Below are 21,425 nucleotides of genomic sequence, written 5' to 3' on the forward strand. Positions count from 1 at the left end.
CTGTAAAGGGTAAGCTGTTCCCGGTCTTGTCCTTGTTGGTATTCCATTCCTAAAGATAAGGCAAATTAAAATTATATCCTTGGAAAAAGGCTGCAATAATGGCATGGTTTTGAGACAGTCTGACGGTCTCGGCTATGAGTAGTGCGGGGTTTTGAAGCCGAAACTTTCGATTAACCCCGAACCTAAGCGAGCCATTTTTATATTTGTTAAATTATCTAGCTAATATACAAATTGCGAGCGAATTAGAAAGATTGACCTTTAAATTTTTCCTTTAGCCCGCATTACTTATAGCCATTGTTAGCCACTGGCTTTTTTGTTTCATTTTTAAATTCCCAATGTTATTTGGTCTTTTACATTATGATACCTTAACGATGCTTTTATGCATTCTTTTAACTCCAATTCAGGGATTTTTTGGTTGAGTTGGAAAATGATTGCCCGTTTTCCTTCAAATTGAAATTTGTGGTCAAAAACTAGCCTAAATGTATCAACCAATCTACTGGTGCATTGAAAGTACATTGCATATTGGTCAGGTGTTTTTTCTTTCCAATCCATTCGTAAAGTACTACCGTTTTTAGTAACAAAACTGGGTTCTCCCCATTTTAAGGTTTCTTCCAAAACAGCTATATCCTGCATTTCTTCTGCCGTTTCAATTACCAATTCCCGTAAATTCTGCATCTTATCCCGAACGAAATCAGGATAATTCTCAAATTTTTCAGCTACTTTCGGATTGGTTTTTAGTTCCATTATTTATTCTTTAACTGCGATAAATATGTCCACCTCCGCATTTTCTGGGTTTTGTGCTTTCTCTCCGTAAACTTCAAAATCAGCCGTATATGCTCTTTTTATCTCTGATTTCCAGATTTCTTCCCAAGTTTTATAAACAATTCCTTCGTTCAAATTACCTTTAGAAATAAACTTCACATAGTTTCCGCCTTCAAATTTTTGTCCAATCATTCCTTCGGGTATTTCTTCCAATGAATTTACTTTGCAGCCTAAAATCGTGTCGTATGGCTGTGTGAAATCTCCCTGATAATTTGTGTAAATCGAGAAAACTGAGTTTTCAACTTTATTGGGAATTTTTTCAGCGATTTTTTCGGTCAGAAACTTTGTCCATAAAGCTCCAATATCTTGTGCCGATTGACCATTTTCATTGGTTGTTCTTACTTTAATTCCAATTATTTTAAAAGATTGAATTTTTACCGTTTGCATAGTTCTAAATTTTATTGTTCAATGCAAAGTTAGATTGACCTTGTGTCAAAGGTGTGTCAGGGGTCGGAAAACAATTTTTTCTGCATTCCTCAAAATATTCTTCCAAGGTTATTTTATGCGGATTGAATTTTTTGTCGGTTACCATTAGGTTTTGAATGCGGTCGAGGCGAAATGCCCGAAACGCATTTCTCATTTGGCAATAAGCTATTAAAATCCAATTGTCTTGTGTGGTATATAATGCAAATGGCTCAATCGCTCTTTTAGTATGGTTGTTTTCCAATGAAAAGTAATCGATTTTAATGACTTGAAAATTAGCGATATTGGATTGAAGTTGAATGAGTAAGTTACTTGTTTTTTCGTTTTCTTGATTGTTACGGACTTGTATTCGGTCGGTCAAAAATTCGGTTTTTTCTTTTTGACTATACCGAAGTACTGACTTGATTTTGGTTAAGGCATTTTGATATTGGTCGGATAGCGATTTGTCTTTGTTTTTCAGAATTAAATGTTCTGCCATAAGCAAAGCATTGGCTTCTTCTTCGGTAAACATAACGGGCGGAAGTTTGTAGCCTTCCATCATTGAATAGCCTTTTCCATCTTCTGTTACAATTGGAATGCCTGATTTTTCAAGTGTCCGAATGTCCCGATAAATCGTTCTGATACTTACATTATGTTTTTCGGCAATTTCTGTAGCGGTTACAATCCGTTTTGATTGTAGTTGTGTTAGGATTGCTGTTAATCTTGCAAGTCTTGGTTTTTCTTTATCCATTCGGTTTTTCAGCTTGTGGCTAACGAGTTTGTATATGAAAAGTAGCGTAGAAATTAGCGATTAACTTTCCGTTATAAAACAAGCCAAAACTTTTGCATTTTGATTTTATCTTTACCTTTCAAAAGCCAAATCAAAAGATTTGGCGACTTACCAAATATACCAAAATTTACGATTTAGAAACCACCTAGCTATTTTTTATATACATTGTTACCTGCTGGCTTTTTTTACTATCGGTTTTTATTATTGCTTTATTCATCGCAATTCAGTCCGTGTTTTTCAAAGAGATGTACAAATTTATTCGCATCATATAATCTACCCAAGAAATAAGTGAAATTGTCAGCTTGTCTTTCTTGTAAAAAATCTGCTGTTATTCCATCTTTTTTATGTGAACTTATAAAAATCTGAATATCATCATCGGTGCTATTTTTAATTATTATATCACACAATTTTTCTGCTCCGTGTAACCTTTTACCTTTAATTAAATCTTCGCTACTTAATTTTTTCAGAAAACTCGAAATTTCCTGAATTGCAGCACTATCTTTAATTTCAAAGTTGTTTTCTGAATCCTTTTTTATTGCGGAAATTTCTAAATCTGTAAATGGATAATATTTTTCTTCTTTTTGTTTATTAAACTGACAAGATGTTATAATCAGTAGAACAAAAATTATCCAAAAATAGTTTTTCATTTTCATCAATTTTTTAATCCGCAAATTTTTTTTCAGCTTGCAGGTAACGGTTTTGTGTATGATTAGTGGCGTGTTTAAGCACCTAGTTTAGCAAATAAAAACCGAATAGAAAATCCGCGAGGATTTTCGTAAGTAGGCGAGAACTAGCCATTAATTATACACGTTGTTGTAAGTAGTGCTTTTTCGCTTACTTGCTCAATTTCAGTATTCGGAATGCACCTTGAATTACCAATGCAAAAACAATTGTTCCGATAATCAAATCAGGTTTATTAGAACTCAAATAATGCACTAAAATTCCTGCAATAATTACTCCCAAATTGATAATCACGTCATTCGAAGTGAAAATCATACTCGCTTTCATATGTGCTTCTTCTTTGCTCTTTGACTTTTGCAAAATATAAAGACAAATTCCGTTTGCAATAAGTGCAAAAATCGAAACTATAATCATTGTTGAAAAATCGGGAAGTTTCTCGTTTCCGAAAAATCTTCTCAAGACTTCCACAAATCCAATAATCGCAAGTATTATTTGAAAATATCCAGCAAGTTTGGCAATCCGTTTTTTCTTTATTACTGTTCCGCCAACCGCAAACAAACTAATTCCGTACACAAAACTGTCCGCAAGCATATCTAAACTATCGGCAACAAGTCCCATTGATTTTGAGATTATTCCTGTTGTTATTTCGATAATGAAAAAAGCAAAATTGATTGCAAGTACAGACCAAAGTAGTTTTTTTTGGTTTGCGTTTTCTTTAAATTCCGTTTGGTCGGTTTGTTCCGTTGAGATTTTTTTTCCACCTAAATTCAATTCGATAACGGACTTTTCGATTTGGTCAATTTCTCCGCTGTGAAAAACGGTCAATTTTCGATTCGGAATATCAAAGTCCAAATTCGCAATGCTTGAAATTCCGTCCAATTTCATTCGGATAAGATTTTCCTCTGAAGGACAATCCATTTTGGTTATTTCAAATATTGTTTTATTCACTTGGTTTCTGGGTTTTTCGGCATTACTTACAACGGTTTTGTATATGGCTCGTAGCGTCTAAATTAGCGATTATTTTCGGATTTAACACAAGCCAGATTTTTAAATTTACTACTTATCTTTTTTAGTGGAAAGTTGTCAAATTTAAAAATTTGGCGACTTTCCAAACAAGCCGAAACTTATGATTAGACAACTGCTTAGCTATGAGTTATATACAGTGTTAGCTGTAGTTGTTTTCGCAATGGTTTATTATGAGAAACAAGCATCATTCTTTATAACCTCAAAAGATAAATCATAATATTCTGTTCTCATTTCTTGATAACATTGTATTAGAGATAACTTCGCAATGTTAGAGGTATATTTGCTTATATTTTTCTGAAGCGGTTTGTTTTTTAAATGGCTAGTGATACACATTACATATTTAATGCTATCACTTTCTTTAAAAAGGTTCACAAACTGTTCTTCTGTTAAGTTTCTATTTTTTTCTTTTACTTCTAAACCTTTAAAGACAGCTCGTAAATATTTATTTTCTTCGTCTTTAAGGTCATTTTTTAGTCGCCTTGCCGAAGATATGATTTGGCTATAAAGTTCTCTCATATCTGTGCTGAAACCATATTTTACGTGGCATAAATAAATAACGTTATTCTCGATATACATAACATCTGCTAATTCAATCGATTCTGGACTTATTGTATCTAAGACAAGATAATTTTTCTTGTCATACCTGTCATTATATGTCGATTCATTTTCTCGTTTACCACTTGCCTTTTTAATCCATTCCTCATCGAGAACCTTATTTCTTAAATCTTGCCCATTTAGTATTTCAGAACATCGGTCGTTCATTTCATTTATGAAAATGTCTCTTAATTTATACCATTTAGAGTCTAAATAAATATAAGTGCCTAAGCTTTTGATATAAAGTTCTGTATTCAGATGATAAATTAGAGCTGTTTTTAAAATTGGTTTTTTTGTTCCATTTTTATAAGTGTATATGTAAATATTATATAACCTATAACTGAACGATTCCAAATTGGCATCAAAATTTTCGGCATTCAAGTATGCCAAAATCATATTCAGAATTTCGCTTTTGTCATTTGTTCTACCAATTTCCTTATATTTTCTTTTGGCTTCTTTTAGCTTAATTACATATTCATCAGCACTGTAAAAATCCTCGACTTTATTAGGATAGCATATATCAAAATTCGAAATTTTATTATTTATAATAATTGTTCGTTTGTTGAATAACTCGTTAATTACAGCTGGTTTTAATGAGTTAGAAATTGCATCTTTATTCGTGATTTCTTTGTAAGAACTAAAAAAATCATCCGCTTTCTTTTTTTCGATATGTTCTAATATTTCTACTAAAAGACCTAATTCCTGAAAAGAAAGCTTTTTATTTATATTGAAACCACTTGATATATTTAAAATTATATTTGGCGATCTATTCGTTAGATACTGACTAAAATAAAGTTCTGCTGTTTCATTTGAAAGTTTAATTTTTAACTCTGTCGGGATTTTACCAAACTTAATATAGTCCATTAAACGATAATTATCTTTAAACTGTTCTGACATTCCAGCACGTAAGCCAGTAACACCTCTAGTTTTGATTGTAATTATTTTGTCTTGGACAGGATTCATTATACGCGAATAAGTGTTTAAACCATAAGATGTGTCTAAAAATGGTAAGATATATTTATAGAATGCTCCTCCAATTATTGAAAAGATTCCAGAAGTTGTATTTACAAGTATTAGGATAGAGGGTATTTGATATTCAAGGGATATTCCTTCGGTGTATTCTTTTGGAAAGAACTTAGCCCATTCCGATTCTTTTTCGCTAGATTGAATTACAATAAGCTTAGCATCATATTCGCTCAGCTTGATATCACGAACAATTGAAGGCTTTTTATTTAATGATAAGTGAGCTAAAATTCCATCAACCACAGAGGTGAAGTCATATTCTCGCTCTACTTTATATATAGTTGGATTTTGTTTCAAAAATTAGTCAATATTTTTTAAAATGTTGCAAATCTTTTATTTGTTTATCTGAGTTTTTTTACAATTACAGCTAACGGTCTCGGCTATGAGTAGTTGCGTGGTTTAGCGGTTAACTTTATAAGTATACACCAAATTGAAAATCTGCGAGGATTTTCAGAAGTAGGCGAGAACAAGCAATTACTTATAGCCATTGTTGTGCCTCGTTTTTTATAATCGACTGTTGTTTATTTTTTCAATCATATTAACGTTTCTCAAATTGTCAATTTCAGATTCGATAAATTCTAAATCTAATTTTCCGTCTTTATTAAGTGGAAGTATTACATCTATATTATTTTCCAATCTAGTTTTAGTCAAGCCTAGATTATACGAATAATCGGCAACTGCTTTTCTAATTGTCGTTATTAAGTAAATTGCAATTTTAGGGTTTATGTATTCAATTTTTTCTTCTCTTGGCTCTAAAATCCAAATATTTTGACCAGAACTAAACGGATGATGTTGGTAAAAAGTTGAGCCTGTACTTCCATCTAGAGCTATGGTTATTTGACCACCATCGTTTACATAACCTTTTCGAAATTTAACATAATCTACAATACCATTATTTGTCGCAGAACGACCAAGAAAAGGAATAGCATCTTTGTCATTTTTGTTTGCTAACTCAAAATTAATTTTGTCATCTTGAATTGCAGAATTTATTTTAAAGTATGTAGAAAGTTTAACCTTTTTCATAAATAATTATTTAAAAATAAATAAGAAACATATTCATTCAGTGTCTCTTGAAAATCAATTGTTTCCAGATTATAACTAACATCGTAATGAATTGTATAAACCCATTGGTCTTCAGATGTCATTTCTTTATTAAAAGAGAAAATAGTATCCTCTTTACTTTTATAAGCTTGAATAAATTCTTTGTGATGTTCTTCAGATTTAAGAGATGGTGTTCTAGTTTTTTTATGTTTTATTAACTTATAACCATCATCATATTTGGCAAACCAAGTTTTATGATTTTCATTTGGTATTCCAGTCTGAAAAACTAAAATTATTGTCTCTGTCCCTTTAGGATAGAACAACTGATTTGGCATTTGAATTGAAGCTAACAATTTATGTTTTTTAAGAATACGCTCTTTTACAGTGTTTAATCCTGAATGTTTTTTTGTTCTAGAGGAAACAGAATTGACAGGGATAATTGCTATTCCTTTAGAATTAGGCAATAATGAATCCAACATTAATTCTACAAAACTGATTTCTGAATAAATAGAATCTGAATATGGTGGGTTTATAAATCCTACATTACACTCAAATTCTTTAATTTTATCTTTTAATGTAAAAGCATCTCCGTGATGTAAGTTTGAACGACCATCTTTGTTCAAGAACATATTTAAAGCAATAATTGTATAAATGCTTTTTTCCTTTTCAATTCCGAAAATATTATTTTTCCTAAATTCTTCTTTTTGAGAAAAGGTTAATTTGTTGTTTAGAGATATTCTTTTCCAAGAACTTGTTAGAAATCCACCTGTTCCCGCACAAATGTCCAAAACTTTATGATTGAGGTCAAACTCGACTAAATCACAAAACAAAGATGTTATATGAGAAGGTGTTAAAACAATCCCTAAATCAGAACCACCAGAAGTTGAATATGAAAGAAATACATTGAAAAAAGTTGAAATCATATCCAACTCACTATTCTTGTAAAAGTCAAAAAGAATGTTATCTACATTTTTGACCAATTCTAATAAAGCTCCGTTTGGATATAATTCTTTTACTTTTTCTTTACCTGAATCTTTCAAACCCAATAAAACAGGACGAAGTTCATTAGCGATTAATTCTTTTTCCTCTAATTTTGAACCTTTAATTTTTCTTTCTATAGTTTGAAAAATAAAAACAGCTAAATCATTGTCCGAATTTATTTGACCATATGATATTTTAAAAACAGGGTCTTCAAGTGCAAATAAAATTGAACCTACAACATATAATCTTTCGTGTTCAATTACGCCAAGAATATTTCTTAAAAACTCATTTATCTCAATTGCTTTTTCGTTAAGTTCAATTAATGAATTTCTTGATTTTGAAGCTTTTATTGATTTGTTTATTATATCTCTATAAACCTTTATTTCTGAAAGTTCGTGTAAGTTAAGGTTCGTAAATGTTTCAACACCTTTTCGCCAAGCAAAAGAGTCAATTTTTAATTCTTCTGTTTTATTACCAGAAATTCCAATAGCAATAACATTAAATTCTTCCTTTAAAAATGAAGCGTACCATAATGCTCCATTAACTGCATATTCTGATACTTTTTCATCTGCATTTTCATAGAAATGTCTATTCAGGTCTTTTTTGTTTTCTATAACTATGACTATTTTTTCTTTCTCGTCATATATTAAATATTCAGGAAAACCTTTTTGACCTGTTCCTTTTTTAGAAGATTTAGATAGGATGTCATTTATCTTTCTATTAGAAGATTTTTTAGCCCAGACTTTTACTTTTTTGTCCAATTCATTAAAGTCTCCATCAACATAGTTTTTTAATCGAAGCTGATTAAAAACAATTAAATCTGTTGTTTTTTCAAGTCTTGACATATTCCTAATTAAGTTTTTTTTCAAAGGTAGAAAATTATTTCCTCATTTTTTGAAGAAATTTCGGGTTTGTCTAAATGAGGCACAACGGTCTAGTATAAGAATAGTAGCGGATTAAAATGCACTAATTTTCGGTTAAACACAGACCTTATTTATATTTACATACTTTCGTTTTAGCGATAAAACCGCTATTATTTTTATACATTGTTGTAAGCTGGCTTTCCACGTCCTGCTTGGTTTTCCGAAGTTTTCTGTTATTTCGGAAGTGAGCGTTGGCGAGACATACTCTTTTGCAATTTTTGGCGTAGCGTTGGCTGGTGCGAATTGCAAATGTGTATGGCTTTTTAGCGTTGGCTTAATTCATAATTTCTAATATTCTAACATATTTATCTAATCCACCAATTTTCACAGTATCTCCAACAGATTTTCCTTTTAAAGCAACTCCTAAAGGTGTTTTAATATTTATTTTCTGAATACCATTTGATTTTTCAAGTTTTGACACAATTTGGTCTACTAAATGAACTTTCAAATCTTTATCAATATTCAAATATTTTACTTTCACTTTACTATTTACAGTAATGGTTTCTTTAAATAATGTTGTTTGAACTTCCTCTTTTTTACTTACAGCTTCAATTGTTTCTTTTAAATCCTTTTTAAGATGTGAAGAAACTTTAGAAATTTCATTTTCGATAATCGTAATATTATCTGTAAACGCTAACCCTGTTTTTGATTTATCTTCAAAAATTGAAGGACTGCTGTTTTCAATACTCTTTATAAATTCAACTAATTTTTTTGTTTCCTTTTGTGGGTTTCTCCACCAATTTGTACTCCATATTCTATGAAATACAAAACCGTGACCTTCAAGAATCTTTTGTCTGTGTCTGTCGTGCAAATATGCTTCTTGGCTAGAATGATAAGCAGCTCCATCACATTCTATTGCGATTTTTGGAAGTCCAATATGTTTTGTGTCGTAAACCAAATCAATTCTGAAACCTGCAAATTGAAGTTGAGGAATTATATTTTTTTCGTCAAAATGTTCAGTTAATGCTTCATAAACTTCTTCCTCAAATGGTGATTCGAGGTCTTCATTTAAGTTGTCAATTGTAGTACTTTTCGTAGAATTTTCTGCTAGTGTATTTAAGACTGAAATTCTAGCTTCATTGTCTTGGTCACTAACAGCTTTTGAGTACGCTAAATAAGCATATAAAGCACCTCTTCTGTTATTTGAACCTTCATTTATTAAGTGCTCTTTGTAATTTAAAAACACATCTTCTGGGATTGAAGAACATACATATACTTTGTATTTTGCTCTTGTAACAATAACGTTTAAAAGCTTGTAACCTTTTTGGTGATTTATTGAACCAAATCTTTGAGCAAATTTCCCTTCTTTGTTAATACCGTAAGTGGTTGAAAGAATTATTACATCTCTCTCGTCTCCTTGAATATTTTCTAAATTTTTGACAAAAAATCCGTTTTCTTCTAGTTCAATTATTTTGTCGTTAAAATCTTTATATTTTTCAAATTTTCTTCTTTCATTAATCTTACCTAAAATTAGGTTTCGTTGATTGATGTTGAAAGTTGCCACACCAACTGTTGGGTATTCTCCGTTTGGAAGTCTTGAAATGTTGTTATCTATAATTGAAAGAACTGTTTCAGCTTCTGCATCATTAGAATTATCGGAATATGTGCCATTTACGGGAACATAATTTATCGGAATATATTCAAAACTGTTTGGAAGTGGTTTTAACCGTTGATTATAAAAGGCATAATTTGAATAATCAATTAAGTAAGGATGTCTTGAACGATAATGAAAGTCTAAATGTTTTTTCTCAAAACCCAATTCGGATGCAAAATCAAGAAGTGATTCACAATCTGAAAGTGAATTGCTTATATCGTTTTTAATTTTATCTATTTCATCTTCAAACTCATCCTCATCATCAATTACACCGTCAAATATTTTGCTGAAATAATTTGAAGGTGGCATTTGGTGTTCGTCTCCTGCAATGATAATTTGTTTCCCTTTTAAAAGTGCTGGTAAATTATCTTCTAACTTTAATTGACTTGCTTCATCAAACATTACAATATCAAAATATTGATTTTTGCCTTTAAATAGATTACTTGCTACGTCTGGTGTTGTTAGAATTATTGGAAAGAAAGTAGTGAATAAATCCATATCCAACTTTACTATTTCTCGCAAGGATAATCGTTTATGTCTTTTTCCTGCTCGTTTGTTATATAGATTTTCAACAGCTAAATTTGGATTATTATTATCAAATTCTCTCGTTGCATCTATTTGTTTTGAAAACCAATATTCTCTAATATATTTAATCTGTTCTTTTTCAAGTTCGGATAATGATTTTCCTAATTCAATATGGTCATTATCATTTGTTGGTAAATCTGTGTTTGCAGAATTTACAAGCATAGAATTAAGGTAGAAAATCAAAAATGTTTTTCTCCAATCTGTTTTTTCCTTTAATTGGTCAATTATTAGTCTATTCTCTTTTGATAATGAATTGTAAAATTGAAACCACTTAAACTCAATTGAAAAAAGGTCGTTTTCATTTGCGAAAAATTGTTCCTTTGAATCTACTAAAGCCTGAATTTGAGAGATTAAAACATTGTGAGAATCTCCATTCATTTCTTTTTTAGTCCAATTTTGCTCTTGGATTTTCGTCTTTAAATTGCTAAAGTTTGTTTTTATTGTTTGAAGTAGTTCTGTGTCAAATTCCTTTTCAGTTGATTTGAGTAAGTTTAAGAATTTGTACTCATTTTCTATTTTAGATTGAAATTCATTATTAATTCTCTCGATAATTAGCTTATAGTTTTTAAGAATGTCTTGATTCTCTTTAATTGAATTAGAGAAGTTAATGCTTTCAAAGTCTTTGTTATCAATGGTTTTTGACAAATAATCTTCAAAAAGTGAATTTATTGTTTGTTGGTCAGTAAGTGTTGTTTTCTTTTCTTTTGAGAAGATGGAAATTGTTTTAAATAAAAATCCATTTGTTTTTTCTTCATCAAAAAAGTCGTCGTTTGTTTCGTGGTTTGTTAGGATATTTTGGATAGAATTTTCAATATCGCTAATTGAGGATTTTTGCAAATTAAATTGTTCATTTCTAATTTTATAATATTCTACTTCATAGCTTGAAATGTCATCTAATATTATTTTCAACTCTTTTTTATAGATTGAAAAGTCTTCTTCAATCTGCTGTTCTATAATAAATGGATTGTCTCCAACTAATTTTGCAGAGTTGATAAAAGATAGATTTAAATGAGGTTTAAACTCGTCATATAAATTTTGTCCTTTTCTAATGAGTTCTAATAAGTGATTTAGTTCAGATGATTCATAACTGAATGTGTCTTTTGATAAATCAAGATTGTATTCTTCGGAATTGTCTTTTAATTCTGACAATAGTGAGCCGACAATATGAGTCCAATTTTTATTGCCAACTAAATTTGCTCCTAATTTTTTATGCCTCTTATTTATTGAATCAATTAAGTTTTTTGATTTTTCAATTATGTTGTCTAACGTTTCTTTAGAATGAGTGTATCTATATCTTCGATATGAGGAATTATCAACTCTATCTCTTACAGAATCAACTGCCACTCTTCTGTCTTTAACAATGTCTTTTAGCAGAACGCATTGATAATTAAGACCTTTTTCATTTAGGGCATTGTGAAGCACTTCTAAAGCTGTTCGTTTTTCACAAACAACAATTGTCTTTTTTTGATTCTCTAAAGCATTTACTAAAATCGCTGTAAGCGATTGACTTTTCCCTGTTCCTGGTGGTCCTTGAATTAAAATATTCCGAGATGCTTTTAAAGAATGTAAAATCCCTTGTTGTGAAGGGTCGGTTTCGACTGATGATATTGGTTGAAACGTATGTTCTTCCATATCCTCAAGGTCAATTGTTGCACCTTGTAATTCTAGTAAATTCGTATAATCGTGAATGATATTTTGCTTCTGAACCTCAAAAATTGAAAAAAGTCCGCCAAAATCTATAAATGAATTATTAGATGTTAATGGAAGCTTTTCGTAATGTTTCTTTTCTGGAATAGATTTTATTTCATTCAGTTTTTTCTCAAATGTTTCACGAAGGTCATTTGGTATCGAACTGTTTATAGATTCAATGATATTTACACAAATATCTAAAAGTTCACTTTTGTCAATTAAACCGTCATCCAACAAGTCCGTTGAAATTTGGTTAATCTCAATCTTGGAATCATTTTGTAAATGGTTTATTAGAACCTCATTTATATAAATTGGGTCATCTTCTGTTCGTAGTATCTCCCAAGTATTAAATTCTTTTGTTCTTCTTATTCTTAATGACCAAATTAAAATTGGTGCAACTGTTAATTTGTTGTCTGATTGGTCTCGTCTTATAAGTATTGGAAAGCCAAAACCAAATGTGTTTATTCCTTTTTCCGATTCTATTGCATCTGTTTGATTAATTAGATTTTCAAAAGACTTTGTTATTTTCACTAATTGTGTTTGGTCATCTTCAAAGAGTGAATTCAAATCGGGAACATTATCTTTCCAACTAATTTTAAATTTTAATGGCAACTCGGTCAGTAAGGCATTAATAAAATTTGCGGGAAGATTTTCGTCTATATGAGATAATCTCGTTAAGTCAAACTTGTATCTTGAACGTGCTGGAATAGCATTTAAATGAACTCCTCTTCGGCTACCAACTTTTAGTCGGTTTTGTAATTCAATCAGTAGCTTTTCGGTTATCTCCATTTTTTCGGTTGGTTTCAGTCGCTTAAAATACGGTCTTTTTTTTAATTCAATTTACGGTTTTTCTCATTTCGTTCGAGCGTTGGCAAAAAACAGCTCTTTTGGTTTTTTCAGCGTTGGTTCGTGTGTCGGCAAAAACCAAATGTGCTGTTTGTGCGGCTGGTTTTTCAGCTTGCTTACAACGGTCTCGGCTATGAGTAGTTGCGTGGTTTAGCGATTAACTTTGCAAGTACACACTAAACTGAAAATCCGAGAGGATTTTCAGAAGTAGGCGAGAACAAGCAATTACTTATAGCCATTGTTGTGGTGCGTTTTTTCAATTTCAGTTTTTAATATTTGTAACATTCCAGCCCAAGTTTTTTCTGCGTGAATTTTGTCATCTGTATCTAAAAAGCCTTTTCCTCTTAAAATAAGTTTGGAAGAATTTTTTCCATTTCTTTTTATTGAAAAACTTAACTCGGTAAAATCATCAGAACCAGATTTAAAGTAATTATAAGTCAATAATTTATTTTGCAGAAATTCCGTAATTTTCGCTTTATCACTAAATTTCAAGTCGTTTTTAAATCCATTAAAATAAATTGTTTGTCCTTTTTCCCATAAATCACAGTTAACAGATATTTTTAAGCAATCTGATAATTTTTTGTTCGAAGTTATGGTATTCCATATTTCGAAGGAATTAGCTTTAATTTCAATTTCTTTCAGGACATTTAGAGAGTAATTCATTTTTTGAAAGTATTGATTTAAATAACTCAGTACGATTTTTTGGTCAAATGCGCCACAACGGCTTTGGCTATGATTTCGTTGCGGAAAAATACGCAGGATTTATTCGGTTGTAGCTCAAAGATAGAAAAAAGGATGGAATTTTCGGTAGAAAATTCCGCCGCAATGAATTATAGCCGTTGTTGGCTAAAGTACCGACACGCTCTGCTTGGAACGCTCTGTTATGCCGTCCGTACAATTTTTTCCACTTTGCTCTTTTTCCGTCCACTTTTTATGTCTAAAAATTATCTGATTTATTTTTAAAACTGAGACTTCAAATTCTTTTTTTCTTCTACTTCAAATTTCTGATTTGATCTTCACTCCGGCTAATTTTTTTTCCGTTTCTTTATTTTTATTCAATCCATCTTTCTTGTCAGCGTTGTGTTTTTCATTCGGCGTAATGCTTTTCAATTCCGCTGTTTTCTTTTTAAGTCAGTTATTTCTTTTAAGAACTAATTTTTGTTTTTTACTTCATCTTTTCAAGCAGTCGGATTCATTATTTTTCCGCTTTGCTTTTCATTCCGAGGTATTTTTGCCAACGGTTGTGTATAAGAACAGTAGGGCTGAAAATGAGCTGTTACCATTCGGTTGGACACAAGCCGAATTTTTAAATTTTCTTATTATTTTTTCTTTGTCAATAAGCCAAATTTAAAAATTTGGCGACCTCGCAAATGCACCCGAACCATTGGGTTTAACTACAATTGCCCTATTGTTTTTATACGTTGTTACCACACGTTTTTTGGTTTATATTTATACTTTGATTACCTCTACAAGCAAATTTTCACTTATAAATTGCAAATCAGATTTATTTTGAGTTCTACAAATAATCTTACTAATATTTGACCCCATTTGGCTCACTATAATCTCAACTGTTGTTGGTAATTTACGACGAATTTTAATCATACCTTCCAGTCCAAAATATTTACTGTCGCTCCCAATGTTAACAATAAATATTATGTCGTTTTCATCTAAATTCTCAGTTACAAAATTCTTCATATTTTTTTTTCTTTATCAATTACGATATTTTAATTGAATAATTTCTTCTTATAAATAAAATAGAAAAAATAATGATTGCAAGTATTGCCACATACATTATATCCGCATATATGGCTTTTATGTAATAAGGTAATCTTTTTAAGTAGCTGTCAAATTCTCCGCCTTTGTATGAAGTATCACTAAGAGTGTATCCTTGACCGTCAGTTTGTACTTTATTCCCGAACAATGTTTCATAAGTAATTCCTGTCACAGGTGTCTTATAGGGTTGTTGGCCACCAAAAAACTGATAAGTAAAACTCCCAAAATGCTCCAAAATAAAAAAGAAAATTAATGAACATAATAACGATAGAAGTATGTTTTTGACTATAGATTTGTTGAGAGTTAATTCTTTTTTGCTCATAATTTTTTTCTTAAATGTGTGGTAACGTTTTTGTATATGGAACGTTGCGTGGGTTAATAATTATTTTAGTTAATATTTACTGTTTTTTGGTTTATAATTAGTTTTTCCAAGTGTGTGAGGAAAAGCAATGTTTTATATACGGTGTTACCTGCTGTATTTTTTCAACCGTTTTGTTTATATTAGTTGTCTAATTTAATTATTTATGTCAAGACAACCTGTTTCTAATACTGACTTTATTTCTCTATCAGAGAAAACGTTTTTAGATGTTCAATTTTGCTATTCTTTACCTACCGAAGATATTATTAATTTTAAAAACTGCATTGTTACAACATTTAGTCCAAAGTATAAAAGTAAAAGGGTTTATAAGGTCGTTAAGTTTTTTAATATTTTAAGTAATGAACACTTAAACTCTTTAGAAGGTGATTATGCTTATATTTCTACAGATTTTGATTTGGATTCTGCTCATTCTCTTGTAGAAAAAATTAAGTTAGTACATTCTATCGAGTAGATTCCTCATCTGTTCCTACCATACGGTCAATTGTTCGTTTTTCATATCCCGCTCCTGAATTCCAAGAGCCTGTCATAACAAAATCCCAAATTCCATTTGCCATTGGTAAATTTACATCTCCTGTTTGTGGGTCGTGAGTTAATGTTACAGCATATAATCTAGTCAGAGAATGGTCAATCTCTCCTCTTCGTGTTCTGAATTTCATAAATGCTTCTAAATCTTTTATTTCCATTCGATTGTTGTTTTACCACAACGTTGCTCCATATTGCAGGTAACTTGTTTATATGAACACTTTTTCCGCTTTTAGTTTTCCCGTTTGGCATGCTATGAACGGTTTTTTTACTTTTAATACATTCATATTTTTAACTAAATAGTTCATAGGTTCATTCATTTTTTCAATATAATTATTTTAATTAAATCTCGTCTAATGGATTTTTAATTTTTTTTAAACTATTATCGGTTACGTGTGTATAAATCATCGTGGTTTTTGGACTGTTATGGCCTAACAACTCTTGTATGTATCTAATATCGGTGCCATTTTCTAATAAATGAGTAGCAAAGCTGTGCCGTAACGTATGCAACGTAATGCCTTGTTTGGTAATTCCGGCTCGTCTAACTGCCCGTGCCAACACTTCTCGTGCACTGCTGTTGCTATAAACATCATGGTGGCGACCCTCAAACAAGTATTTTTTTGGCTTATATTGTATGTAATATCGGCGTAACAATGCTAAAATCTTGACCGAAAGAAGCGTATAACGATCCTTTTTGCCCTTGGCGCTGCGCACAAAAATCAATCCCCGTTTACTGTCCACATCGGTAATGCGCATAGATAGCGCTTCCCCAATACGCAAGCCCCCACTGTAAAGTAACGCCAACAGCGTTTTGTGTTTTACATTGTGCGTAACATCCAATATGCTTTTTATCTCTTGCTTGGTTAATACAATAGGTAATTTTTTAGGTTTTAGGGGTCTTTCAAGCGATTCCAATTGAATGTCCATACCGCAAAACTCAGCATATTTCTTTATGCCGTTAATACATTGGTTTTGATAGGAAACAGAATACGCCCTCAAAATAACATAATCATGGTTAAAACGCTGTACCCATATCGGGTTAATCCCAGCTGCTTTCTTAAGTTGCAGGTAACGTAAAAACAAAGCCGTTACCCCTTTATAAGTGTATATGGTGTTTTTTGAAAGACGCTTTTCAAGCATCCACCGTTCAAATTTATTCAACTGCTGCTCAGCAGTTTTGGCTAATATGGGCAGTTCTATCGGTTTTTTAACCTGTGCGGGTTTGTGCTTTTGTGTTTTGAGCAATTCAGAATAATCGACATAACAGTTCAATTTCCTTAATTCAGTAAACAGAACATGCAATGTCTTGTGTCTTTGTGCCACATAATACTGCTCATGCTCATCGCTCCATTGAAAGCAACCTAACTCGCTAACAACAGTCTGTTGCGCAAGCTTAGAGAAAAAAAGAATAAAATAACAAGCTTGCCCACGATAAACGGACTCCGTTAATTTAATTTGAAAACTTGCCTGATCCATAAAAATAGGCTGACTATTTACAAAAATTATAAGCAAAAATAAAGGGGGAGAAGTATCTTCAAATATAACTAAAAAAATGAAACTACCGTGTATTGGCTTAGGTATATTTCTGTAAATGAACCACTGTAAACCCTTATAAAGTTGCGAAAGGTCAAATTCGTTTTTCAAATAAGAGAAATGGACTGGAAAAGGTAAATGGGTTCTAAAAGAATGTAGAATCTTCTAAAAAGCAATAAGATTACTATTGTTAGTAGCCGAACTCATGAATGATACTCCAGATAGTCGTCTTAAATACATCGAATAAGTTAAAAAATTCCACGCTAAAGTAAAAATATTCCATAGATGCTCCATAGATACTCCGTAGATAGTGTATGGATAGTGTATGGATAGTGTATGGATTTGTAGGATAAACACTTTTTTTCCTACAAAAGTTGAAATGCCACTATTTTTTTCTTCTGAAAAATGATAAAAGCATATATAAGTAGCTGCTAAACCGACCGTCTATTTATTTGAAGCAACCCATTGTCAGAAATTGATGGCGTTTGATGTTCTTTGACCGGGTTTGCTAACTGTTGCAGACGTATGATGGCCTATAGATGCTGCTGCATTCATTTGCCGTCATTTGAAGCCTATTGCGTAAAACACTGTGATTTTGTTCGGGTTCCCTTCGAGGGTCCTTCGGGATCGGTTTAAGGTTGTTTTCCTAAAATATACCGAAACCCGAACAACGCCCGAAGTAAATAAGAAAAAAAACCTACCGAAAACAACAAACTAAACCGCTAAGTGTACTGAGCTTGAAATCGTGGTATAAAAAAAAGCGAGCTACAATAACTCGCTTTATCTTATTTGCTAAATTACAGGGAAATTAAAATGCATCGGCACCAGCTTTGGCCACCGTGTGGTCGTCATTCACGGTACTGCCACTAACGCCAATGGCCCCGACAATGGTGCCGTCGTCATTGGTGACAGGTATGCCGCCAGGAAACGAAATCAGCCCCCCGTTGGAATGCTCAATATTGTAAAGCGATTCCCCCGGTTGGGAGAGTTTCCCTATTTCGCCACTGTTCATATCAAAAAAGCGGGCTGTTTTGGCTTTCTTTAGTGCGATGTCAGCGCTTCCCAACCAAGCACCGTCCATACGTACAAAAGCTACTTGATTGGCACCGGCATCGACCACGCTAATGTTCATTTTGGTGTCTATTTCTTTCGCTTTGGCCTTTGCCGCCGCGATCATCTTTTCTGCTTGTTCTAAATTAATCGTATTCATGATAGTTCGTTTTTAAATTAGTAATCGTTTAATTTTTATAATTGTGAGTTAAATCCAAGGTGGCTGAGCGGAGAGGTTGCTGAGCGGAGCCGAAGCATCGAAGCCCCAATGATACAGCCAAATATAAGGTGGCTGAGTGTTTTGGCGAACGCCAAAATGTATCGAAGCCACCGACATCAACTCAACCGCATCACCGCCTTCGCATTCACAAACTCCTTAACGCCAAAACCACCATGTTCACGTCCGTAACCAGAGTTTTTCACACCGCCAAAGGGCATATTAGGCTGCGCCAACCCAAAAGAGTTAATAAATACCATCCCGGTGTCAAAATGGTGTTTGGCAAGGTCAAAAGCCTTGTCGGTATCTTCTGAAAAAATACCTCCGCCCAGTCCAAAACGGCTATCATTGGCAATGCGCATAGCGTCCTCGGCATCTTTGGCGCGTATCAATGATGCTACGGGACCAAACAATTCGTCGTCATAGGCGGGTTGTCCAGGTGCTACATCTTCCAGTACGGTCGCTGGATAATAAAAACCTGCTTCATTGGGCATTTCACCACCGCACAGTATTTTGGCACCTTTTTTTACGCTTTCGGTTACTTGTTGGTGCAGGTCGTCCCGAAGATCTTCTCGGGCCATGGGGCCCATCTTAGAATTCTCATCGGTTGGGTCGCCGTGGGTTACGCCTTTCATGCGTTTTACAAAAGCTTCTTTAAATTCATCATAGACCTTATCTACTACGATAAAACGTTTAGCTGCCACGCAGGTTTCACCATTGTTGTAAATACGACCGTTTACACAATGTTTTACCGCCTTATCTATATTGGCGTCTTCCAGAACAAGGTAGGCATCGTTGCTGCCCAGTTCCAATACGGTTTTCTTTAGTTTGGCCCCTGCTTTTTTGCCAATGGTCTTTCCGGCTTCAGGGCTGCCCGTCAAGGTAACACCACGCACCAAATCGTTTTCTATAATAGCGTTAGATTGATCGTGATTGACCAATAATACGGTAAACAAGTGTTTGGGCAACCCGGCTTTGGTATAGATTTTTTCCAATAATTTGGCCGATCCGGTTACGGTTTCGGCATGTTTCAGCAACACGCCATTGCCGGCCATTAAATTGGCGATGGAATATCGAATTACTTGATAAGCAGGGAAGTTCCACGGTTGTATGCCATACACCACGCCAATAGGCGAATAGGTGATGACACCTTTTCCGCCATTGGGAAGTTCGCGTTCTTCATCGGCCAGTTCGTTAGGGCCGTTTTCGGCGGTGTAATCGCAAATCTCGGTGCATAGATCCACTTCCTGTTTGCTTTGTTTCAACAGCTTGCCCATTTCTTGGGTCATCAAGTTCACCAATTCTTCTTTATGGTCTTGCAAACTTTTACCAATCGCCTTAATGACTTTGGCCCGTTCTTCAATAGGTTTGGATTTCCATTTTAAAAAAGCGTCGTGGCAGTGTTGCACGGCTTCTTTTGCTTGATTGTCCGTCATAAACGGATAACGCTTTATCAGCTTGCCCGTTGCCGGGTTTATTGTTTTTAATCCTTCCATTTGTTCTTTCATAGTGTTTTATTTTAATAGTTAAAATTTCCGAAGAAAAGTATACTTCTATTTCTCTGTCACGCAAACAGTTTTTGCTTTAGGTTCATAGTCGATATAGCCTTCTTTTCCTTGAGTATAAAAAGTGTCTTTGTCCCAGTCACTTAACGGAATGTGGTGTTTAAACCGCGCGACCAAATCTGGATTGCTCACATACGGTTTACCATAGGCCACTAGATCGGCATCGCCTTGCTCCAGTACCGCATTCCCTTTTTCTTGGTCAAAATTGGTATTGATCATCAATGTACCCTTGTAGATGGGACGGTAGCGTTTGGCAATTTCGGTTTCTGCATACGGTACATGGCTAACATCGTTAAACGGTTCGCTTAAATGAAGGTACGCTAAATCGTACGCGTTTAATTTTTCAATGATATAGTCGAACGTGGGGATGGTTTCTTTATCTACCGTCACGCCAAAAATGTTGTGTGCCGAAGGGTTCAGCCGCAACCCAATCCTGTTTTCGGGCATGACTTTTTTCACGGCGTCGAGCACATCAAACAAGAAACGGGCGCGGTTTTCTATGCTGCCGCCATACCTGTCGGTTCTGGTATTCGAGGTGGCATTAAAAAACTGGTGAAACAAATACCCGTTGCTGGAATGTAATTCTACCCCATCAAATCCGGCTTTCATCGCGTTCACGGCGGCATTTGCGAAATCTTTAATGGTTTGTTGTATATCGGTTTCAGTCATCGCCTTGGGCGTAACCGTATCTTTAAAACCTTCCGGCGTAAACGATTTCGCATTCGGATTGATGGCCGAGGGCGCATGGGGCAACGCACCGTTGTGAAAATCGGGATGCGACATCCGCCCCACGTGCCACAATTGTATAAAAATGCGTCCGTTTGCTTTATGTACGGCTTGTGTTACTTGTTTCCATCCGTCTATTTGCGCTTCGGTATGGATCCCTGGTGTGTGGATGTAACCCACAGCTTTTTCCGAAACTTGCGAGCCTTCGGTAATGATCAGGCCTGCCGAAGCTCGCTGCTGGTAATAAATAACATGTTTGTCTTTGGTTGGTTTTTTTTCTGGGTTGTTGGCACGGCTTCGGGTCATAGGTGCCATAACCACGCGGTTGGGCAAGTGTAACTCGCCCATAGTATAAGGTTGTAATAGAGCTTGTTGGTTCATATAAGTATTCAATAGTTAAGTGATCTTTTTTATTCTGAAATTTTAAGGAATGAAAATAGGATCGATTATAATAACCGCGATGTATAGTGTGCTGCTACTCAGTAAACTTGAAAATTAAATTTTCATCCGAAAAGCTAAAAATCATTCCGTACTGTAAATTTCTTTTAAAGATAAGGCAATCACCCTTCAATTCAGCAGCTATAAACCTAAGCCTGTGTTAAAAGAGTGATAATGTTTTCAAAATTGAAATTGAAAACGAAACTCGGACTCCCCACTCCCCAC

General features: G+C 33.5%; 18 protein-coding genes. 1 reads left to right on the forward strand and 17 read right to left on the reverse strand.

Annotated elements, in window-relative coordinates:
• Positions 1 to 324 precede the first annotated feature (324 nt).
• The 12 genes from DDV96_RS02640 to DDV96_RS02700 form a co-directional block, all read right to left on the reverse strand.
• On the reverse strand, positions 325 to 744 hold the full coding sequence (locus DDV96_RS02640; protein ID WP_116693207.1) for a DUF1801 domain-containing protein: 420 nt from the start codon (positions 742 to 744) through the stop codon (positions 325 to 327).
• A gap of 3 nt (positions 745 to 747) precedes the next feature.
• Positions 748 to 1,209, reverse strand: coding sequence for a GyrI-like domain-containing protein (locus tag DDV96_RS02645; RefSeq protein ID WP_116693208.1), 462 nt, complete (start codon positions 1,207 to 1,209; stop codon positions 748 to 750).
• A gap of 4 nt (positions 1,210 to 1,213) precedes the next feature.
• On the reverse strand, positions 1,214 to 1,975 hold the full coding sequence (locus DDV96_RS02650; RefSeq protein ID WP_116693209.1) for a helix-turn-helix transcriptional regulator: 762 nt from the start codon (positions 1,973 to 1,975) through the stop codon (positions 1,214 to 1,216).
• 248 nt (positions 1,976 to 2,223) lie between these two features.
• Positions 2,224 to 2,661, reverse strand: a complete 438-nt coding sequence (locus DDV96_RS02655) for a hypothetical protein (RefSeq protein WP_133240801.1) — start codon at positions 2,659 to 2,661, stop codon at positions 2,224 to 2,226.
• A 187-nt stretch (positions 2,662 to 2,848) separates the two neighbouring features.
• Positions 2,849 to 3,643: a cation transporter gene (locus DDV96_RS02660; protein WP_165805947.1), complete on the reverse strand. Its 795-nt coding sequence runs from the start codon at positions 3,641 to 3,643 to the stop codon at positions 2,849 to 2,851.
• Positions 3,644 to 3,889: 246 nt separating this feature from the next.
• Positions 3,890 to 5,635 carry a DUF6119 family protein gene (locus DDV96_RS02665; protein WP_116693211.1) on the reverse strand — a complete coding sequence of 582 codons (1,746 nt, stop codon included), beginning with the start codon at positions 5,633 to 5,635 and terminating at the stop codon, positions 3,890 to 3,892.
• A gap of 207 nt (positions 5,636 to 5,842) precedes the next feature.
• On the reverse strand, positions 5,843 to 6,361 hold the full coding sequence (locus tag DDV96_RS02670; RefSeq protein WP_116693212.1) for a restriction endonuclease subunit S: 519 nt from the start codon (positions 6,359 to 6,361) through the stop codon (positions 5,843 to 5,845).
• The gene (locus tag DDV96_RS02675) at positions 6,358 to 8,205 is read right to left on the reverse strand and encodes an HsdM family class I SAM-dependent methyltransferase (protein WP_116693213.1); all 1,848 of its coding nucleotides are present in this window, start codon (positions 8,203 to 8,205) and stop codon (positions 6,358 to 6,360) included. The genes DDV96_RS02670 and DDV96_RS02675 overlap by 4 nt, the downstream gene beginning before the upstream one ends.
• A 352-nt stretch (positions 8,206 to 8,557) precedes the next feature.
• Complete coding sequence (locus DDV96_RS02685) at positions 8,558 to 12,940, reverse strand: AAA domain-containing protein (RefSeq protein ID WP_116693215.1); 4,383 nt, start codon at positions 12,938 to 12,940, stop codon at positions 8,558 to 8,560.
• A gap of 282 nt (positions 12,941 to 13,222) precedes the next feature.
• Complete coding sequence (locus tag DDV96_RS02690; RefSeq protein ID WP_116693216.1) at positions 13,223 to 13,660, reverse strand: hypothetical protein; 438 nt, start codon at positions 13,658 to 13,660, stop codon at positions 13,223 to 13,225.
• A gap of 786 nt (positions 13,661 to 14,446) precedes the next feature.
• Positions 14,447 to 14,692, reverse strand: coding sequence for a hypothetical protein (locus DDV96_RS02695; RefSeq protein WP_116693217.1), 246 nt, complete (start codon positions 14,690 to 14,692; stop codon positions 14,447 to 14,449).
• Between the two features lie 19 nt (positions 14,693 to 14,711).
• Complete coding sequence (locus tag DDV96_RS02700; RefSeq protein WP_116693218.1) at positions 14,712 to 15,092, reverse strand: hypothetical protein; 381 nt, start codon at positions 15,090 to 15,092, stop codon at positions 14,712 to 14,714.
• Between the two features lie 202 nt (positions 15,093 to 15,294).
• Between DDV96_RS02700 and DDV96_RS15765 the strand changes: the two genes are divergently transcribed.
• Positions 15,295 to 15,600 (forward strand): hypothetical protein, encoded by a 306-nt coding sequence (locus DDV96_RS15765; protein WP_133240802.1) that lies wholly within the window; start codon positions 15,295 to 15,297, stop codon positions 15,598 to 15,600.
• Here the strand turns inward: DDV96_RS15765 and DDV96_RS02705 are convergent.
• The 5 genes from DDV96_RS02705 to DDV96_RS02725 form a co-directional block, all read right to left on the reverse strand.
• Positions 15,590 to 15,832 (reverse strand): hypothetical protein, encoded by a 243-nt coding sequence (locus tag DDV96_RS02705; RefSeq protein ID WP_116693219.1) that lies wholly within the window; start codon positions 15,830 to 15,832, stop codon positions 15,590 to 15,592. The two genes, DDV96_RS15765 and DDV96_RS02705, sit on opposite strands and share 11 nt — an antisense overlap.
• Positions 15,833 to 16,013: 181 nt before the next feature.
• Positions 16,014 to 17,147 carry a tyrosine-type recombinase/integrase gene (locus DDV96_RS02710; protein ID WP_240607659.1) on the reverse strand — a complete coding sequence of 378 codons (1,134 nt, stop codon included), beginning with the start codon at positions 17,145 to 17,147 and terminating at the stop codon, positions 16,014 to 16,016.
• A gap of 865 nt (positions 17,148 to 18,012) precedes the next feature.
• Positions 18,013 to 18,414, reverse strand: a complete 402-nt coding sequence (locus tag DDV96_RS02715; protein WP_116693220.1) for a GlcG/HbpS family heme-binding protein — start codon at positions 18,412 to 18,414, stop codon at positions 18,013 to 18,015.
• 176 nt (positions 18,415 to 18,590) lie between these two features.
• Positions 18,591 to 19,979 carry an NAD-dependent succinate-semialdehyde dehydrogenase gene (locus tag DDV96_RS02720; protein WP_116693221.1) on the reverse strand — a complete coding sequence of 463 codons (1,389 nt, stop codon included), beginning with the start codon at positions 19,977 to 19,979 and terminating at the stop codon, positions 18,591 to 18,593.
• Between the two features lie 45 nt (positions 19,980 to 20,024).
• On the reverse strand, positions 20,025 to 21,143 hold the full coding sequence (locus DDV96_RS02725; protein WP_116693222.1) for an alkene reductase: 1,119 nt from the start codon (positions 21,141 to 21,143) through the stop codon (positions 20,025 to 20,027).
• Positions 21,144 to 21,425: the final 282 nt, after the last annotated feature.

Source organism: Marixanthomonas spongiae, assembly GCF_003095375.1.
GTDB lineage: Bacteria > Bacteroidota > Bacteroidia > Flavobacteriales > Flavobacteriaceae > Marixanthomonas > Marixanthomonas spongiae.

Excerpts from the sequence above, each read along its gene's own strand:
- DDV96_RS02640 (WP_116693207.1), bottom strand. The coding sequence starts at position 744 with ATGGAACTAAAAACCAATCCGAAAGTAGCTGAAAAATTTGAGAATTAT.
- DDV96_RS02645 (WP_116693208.1), bottom strand. The coding sequence starts at position 1,209 with ATGCAAACGGTAAAAATTCAATCTTTTAAAATAATTGGAATTAAAGTA.
- DDV96_RS02650 (WP_116693209.1), bottom strand. The coding sequence starts at position 1,975 with ATGGATAAAGAAAAACCAAGACTTGCAAGATTAACAGCAATCCTAACA.
- DDV96_RS02655 (WP_133240801.1), bottom strand. The coding sequence starts at position 2,661 with ATGAAAAACTATTTTTGGATAATTTTTGTTCTACTGATTATAACATCT.
- DDV96_RS02670 (WP_116693212.1), bottom strand. The coding sequence starts at position 6,361 with ATGAAAAAGGTTAAACTTTCTACATACTTTAAAATAAATTCTGCAATT.
- DDV96_RS02675 (WP_116693213.1), bottom strand. The coding sequence starts at position 8,205 with ATGTCAAGACTTGAAAAAACAACAGATTTAATTGTTTTTAATCAGCTT.
- DDV96_RS02685 (WP_116693215.1), bottom strand. The coding sequence starts at position 12,940 with ATGGAGATAACCGAAAAGCTACTGATTGAATTACAAAACCGACTAAAA.
- DDV96_RS02690 (WP_116693216.1), bottom strand. The coding sequence starts at position 13,660 with ATGAATTACTCTCTAAATGTCCTGAAAGAAATTGAAATTAAAGCTAAT.
- DDV96_RS02695 (WP_116693217.1), bottom strand. The coding sequence starts at position 14,692 with ATGAAGAATTTTGTAACTGAGAATTTAGATGAAAACGACATAATATTT.
- DDV96_RS02700 (WP_116693218.1), bottom strand. The coding sequence starts at position 15,092 with ATGAGCAAAAAAGAATTAACTCTCAACAAATCTATAGTCAAAAACATA.
- DDV96_RS15765 (WP_133240802.1), top strand. The coding sequence starts at position 15,295 with ATGTCAAGACAACCTGTTTCTAATACTGACTTTATTTCTCTATCAGAG.
- DDV96_RS02705 (WP_116693219.1), bottom strand. The coding sequence starts at position 15,832 with ATGGAAATAAAAGATTTAGAAGCATTTATGAAATTCAGAACACGAAGA.
- DDV96_RS02710 (WP_240607659.1), bottom strand. The coding sequence starts at position 17,147 with ATGGATCAGGCAAGTTTTCAAATTAAATTAACGGAGTCCGTTTATCGT.
- DDV96_RS02715 (WP_116693220.1), bottom strand. The coding sequence starts at position 18,414 with ATGAATACGATTAATTTAGAACAAGCAGAAAAGATGATCGCGGCGGCA.
- DDV96_RS02720 (WP_116693221.1), bottom strand. The coding sequence starts at position 19,979 with ATGAAAGAACAAATGGAAGGATTAAAAACAATAAACCCGGCAACGGGC.
- DDV96_RS02725 (WP_116693222.1), bottom strand. The coding sequence starts at position 21,143 with ATGAACCAACAAGCTCTATTACAACCTTATACTATGGGCGAGTTACAC.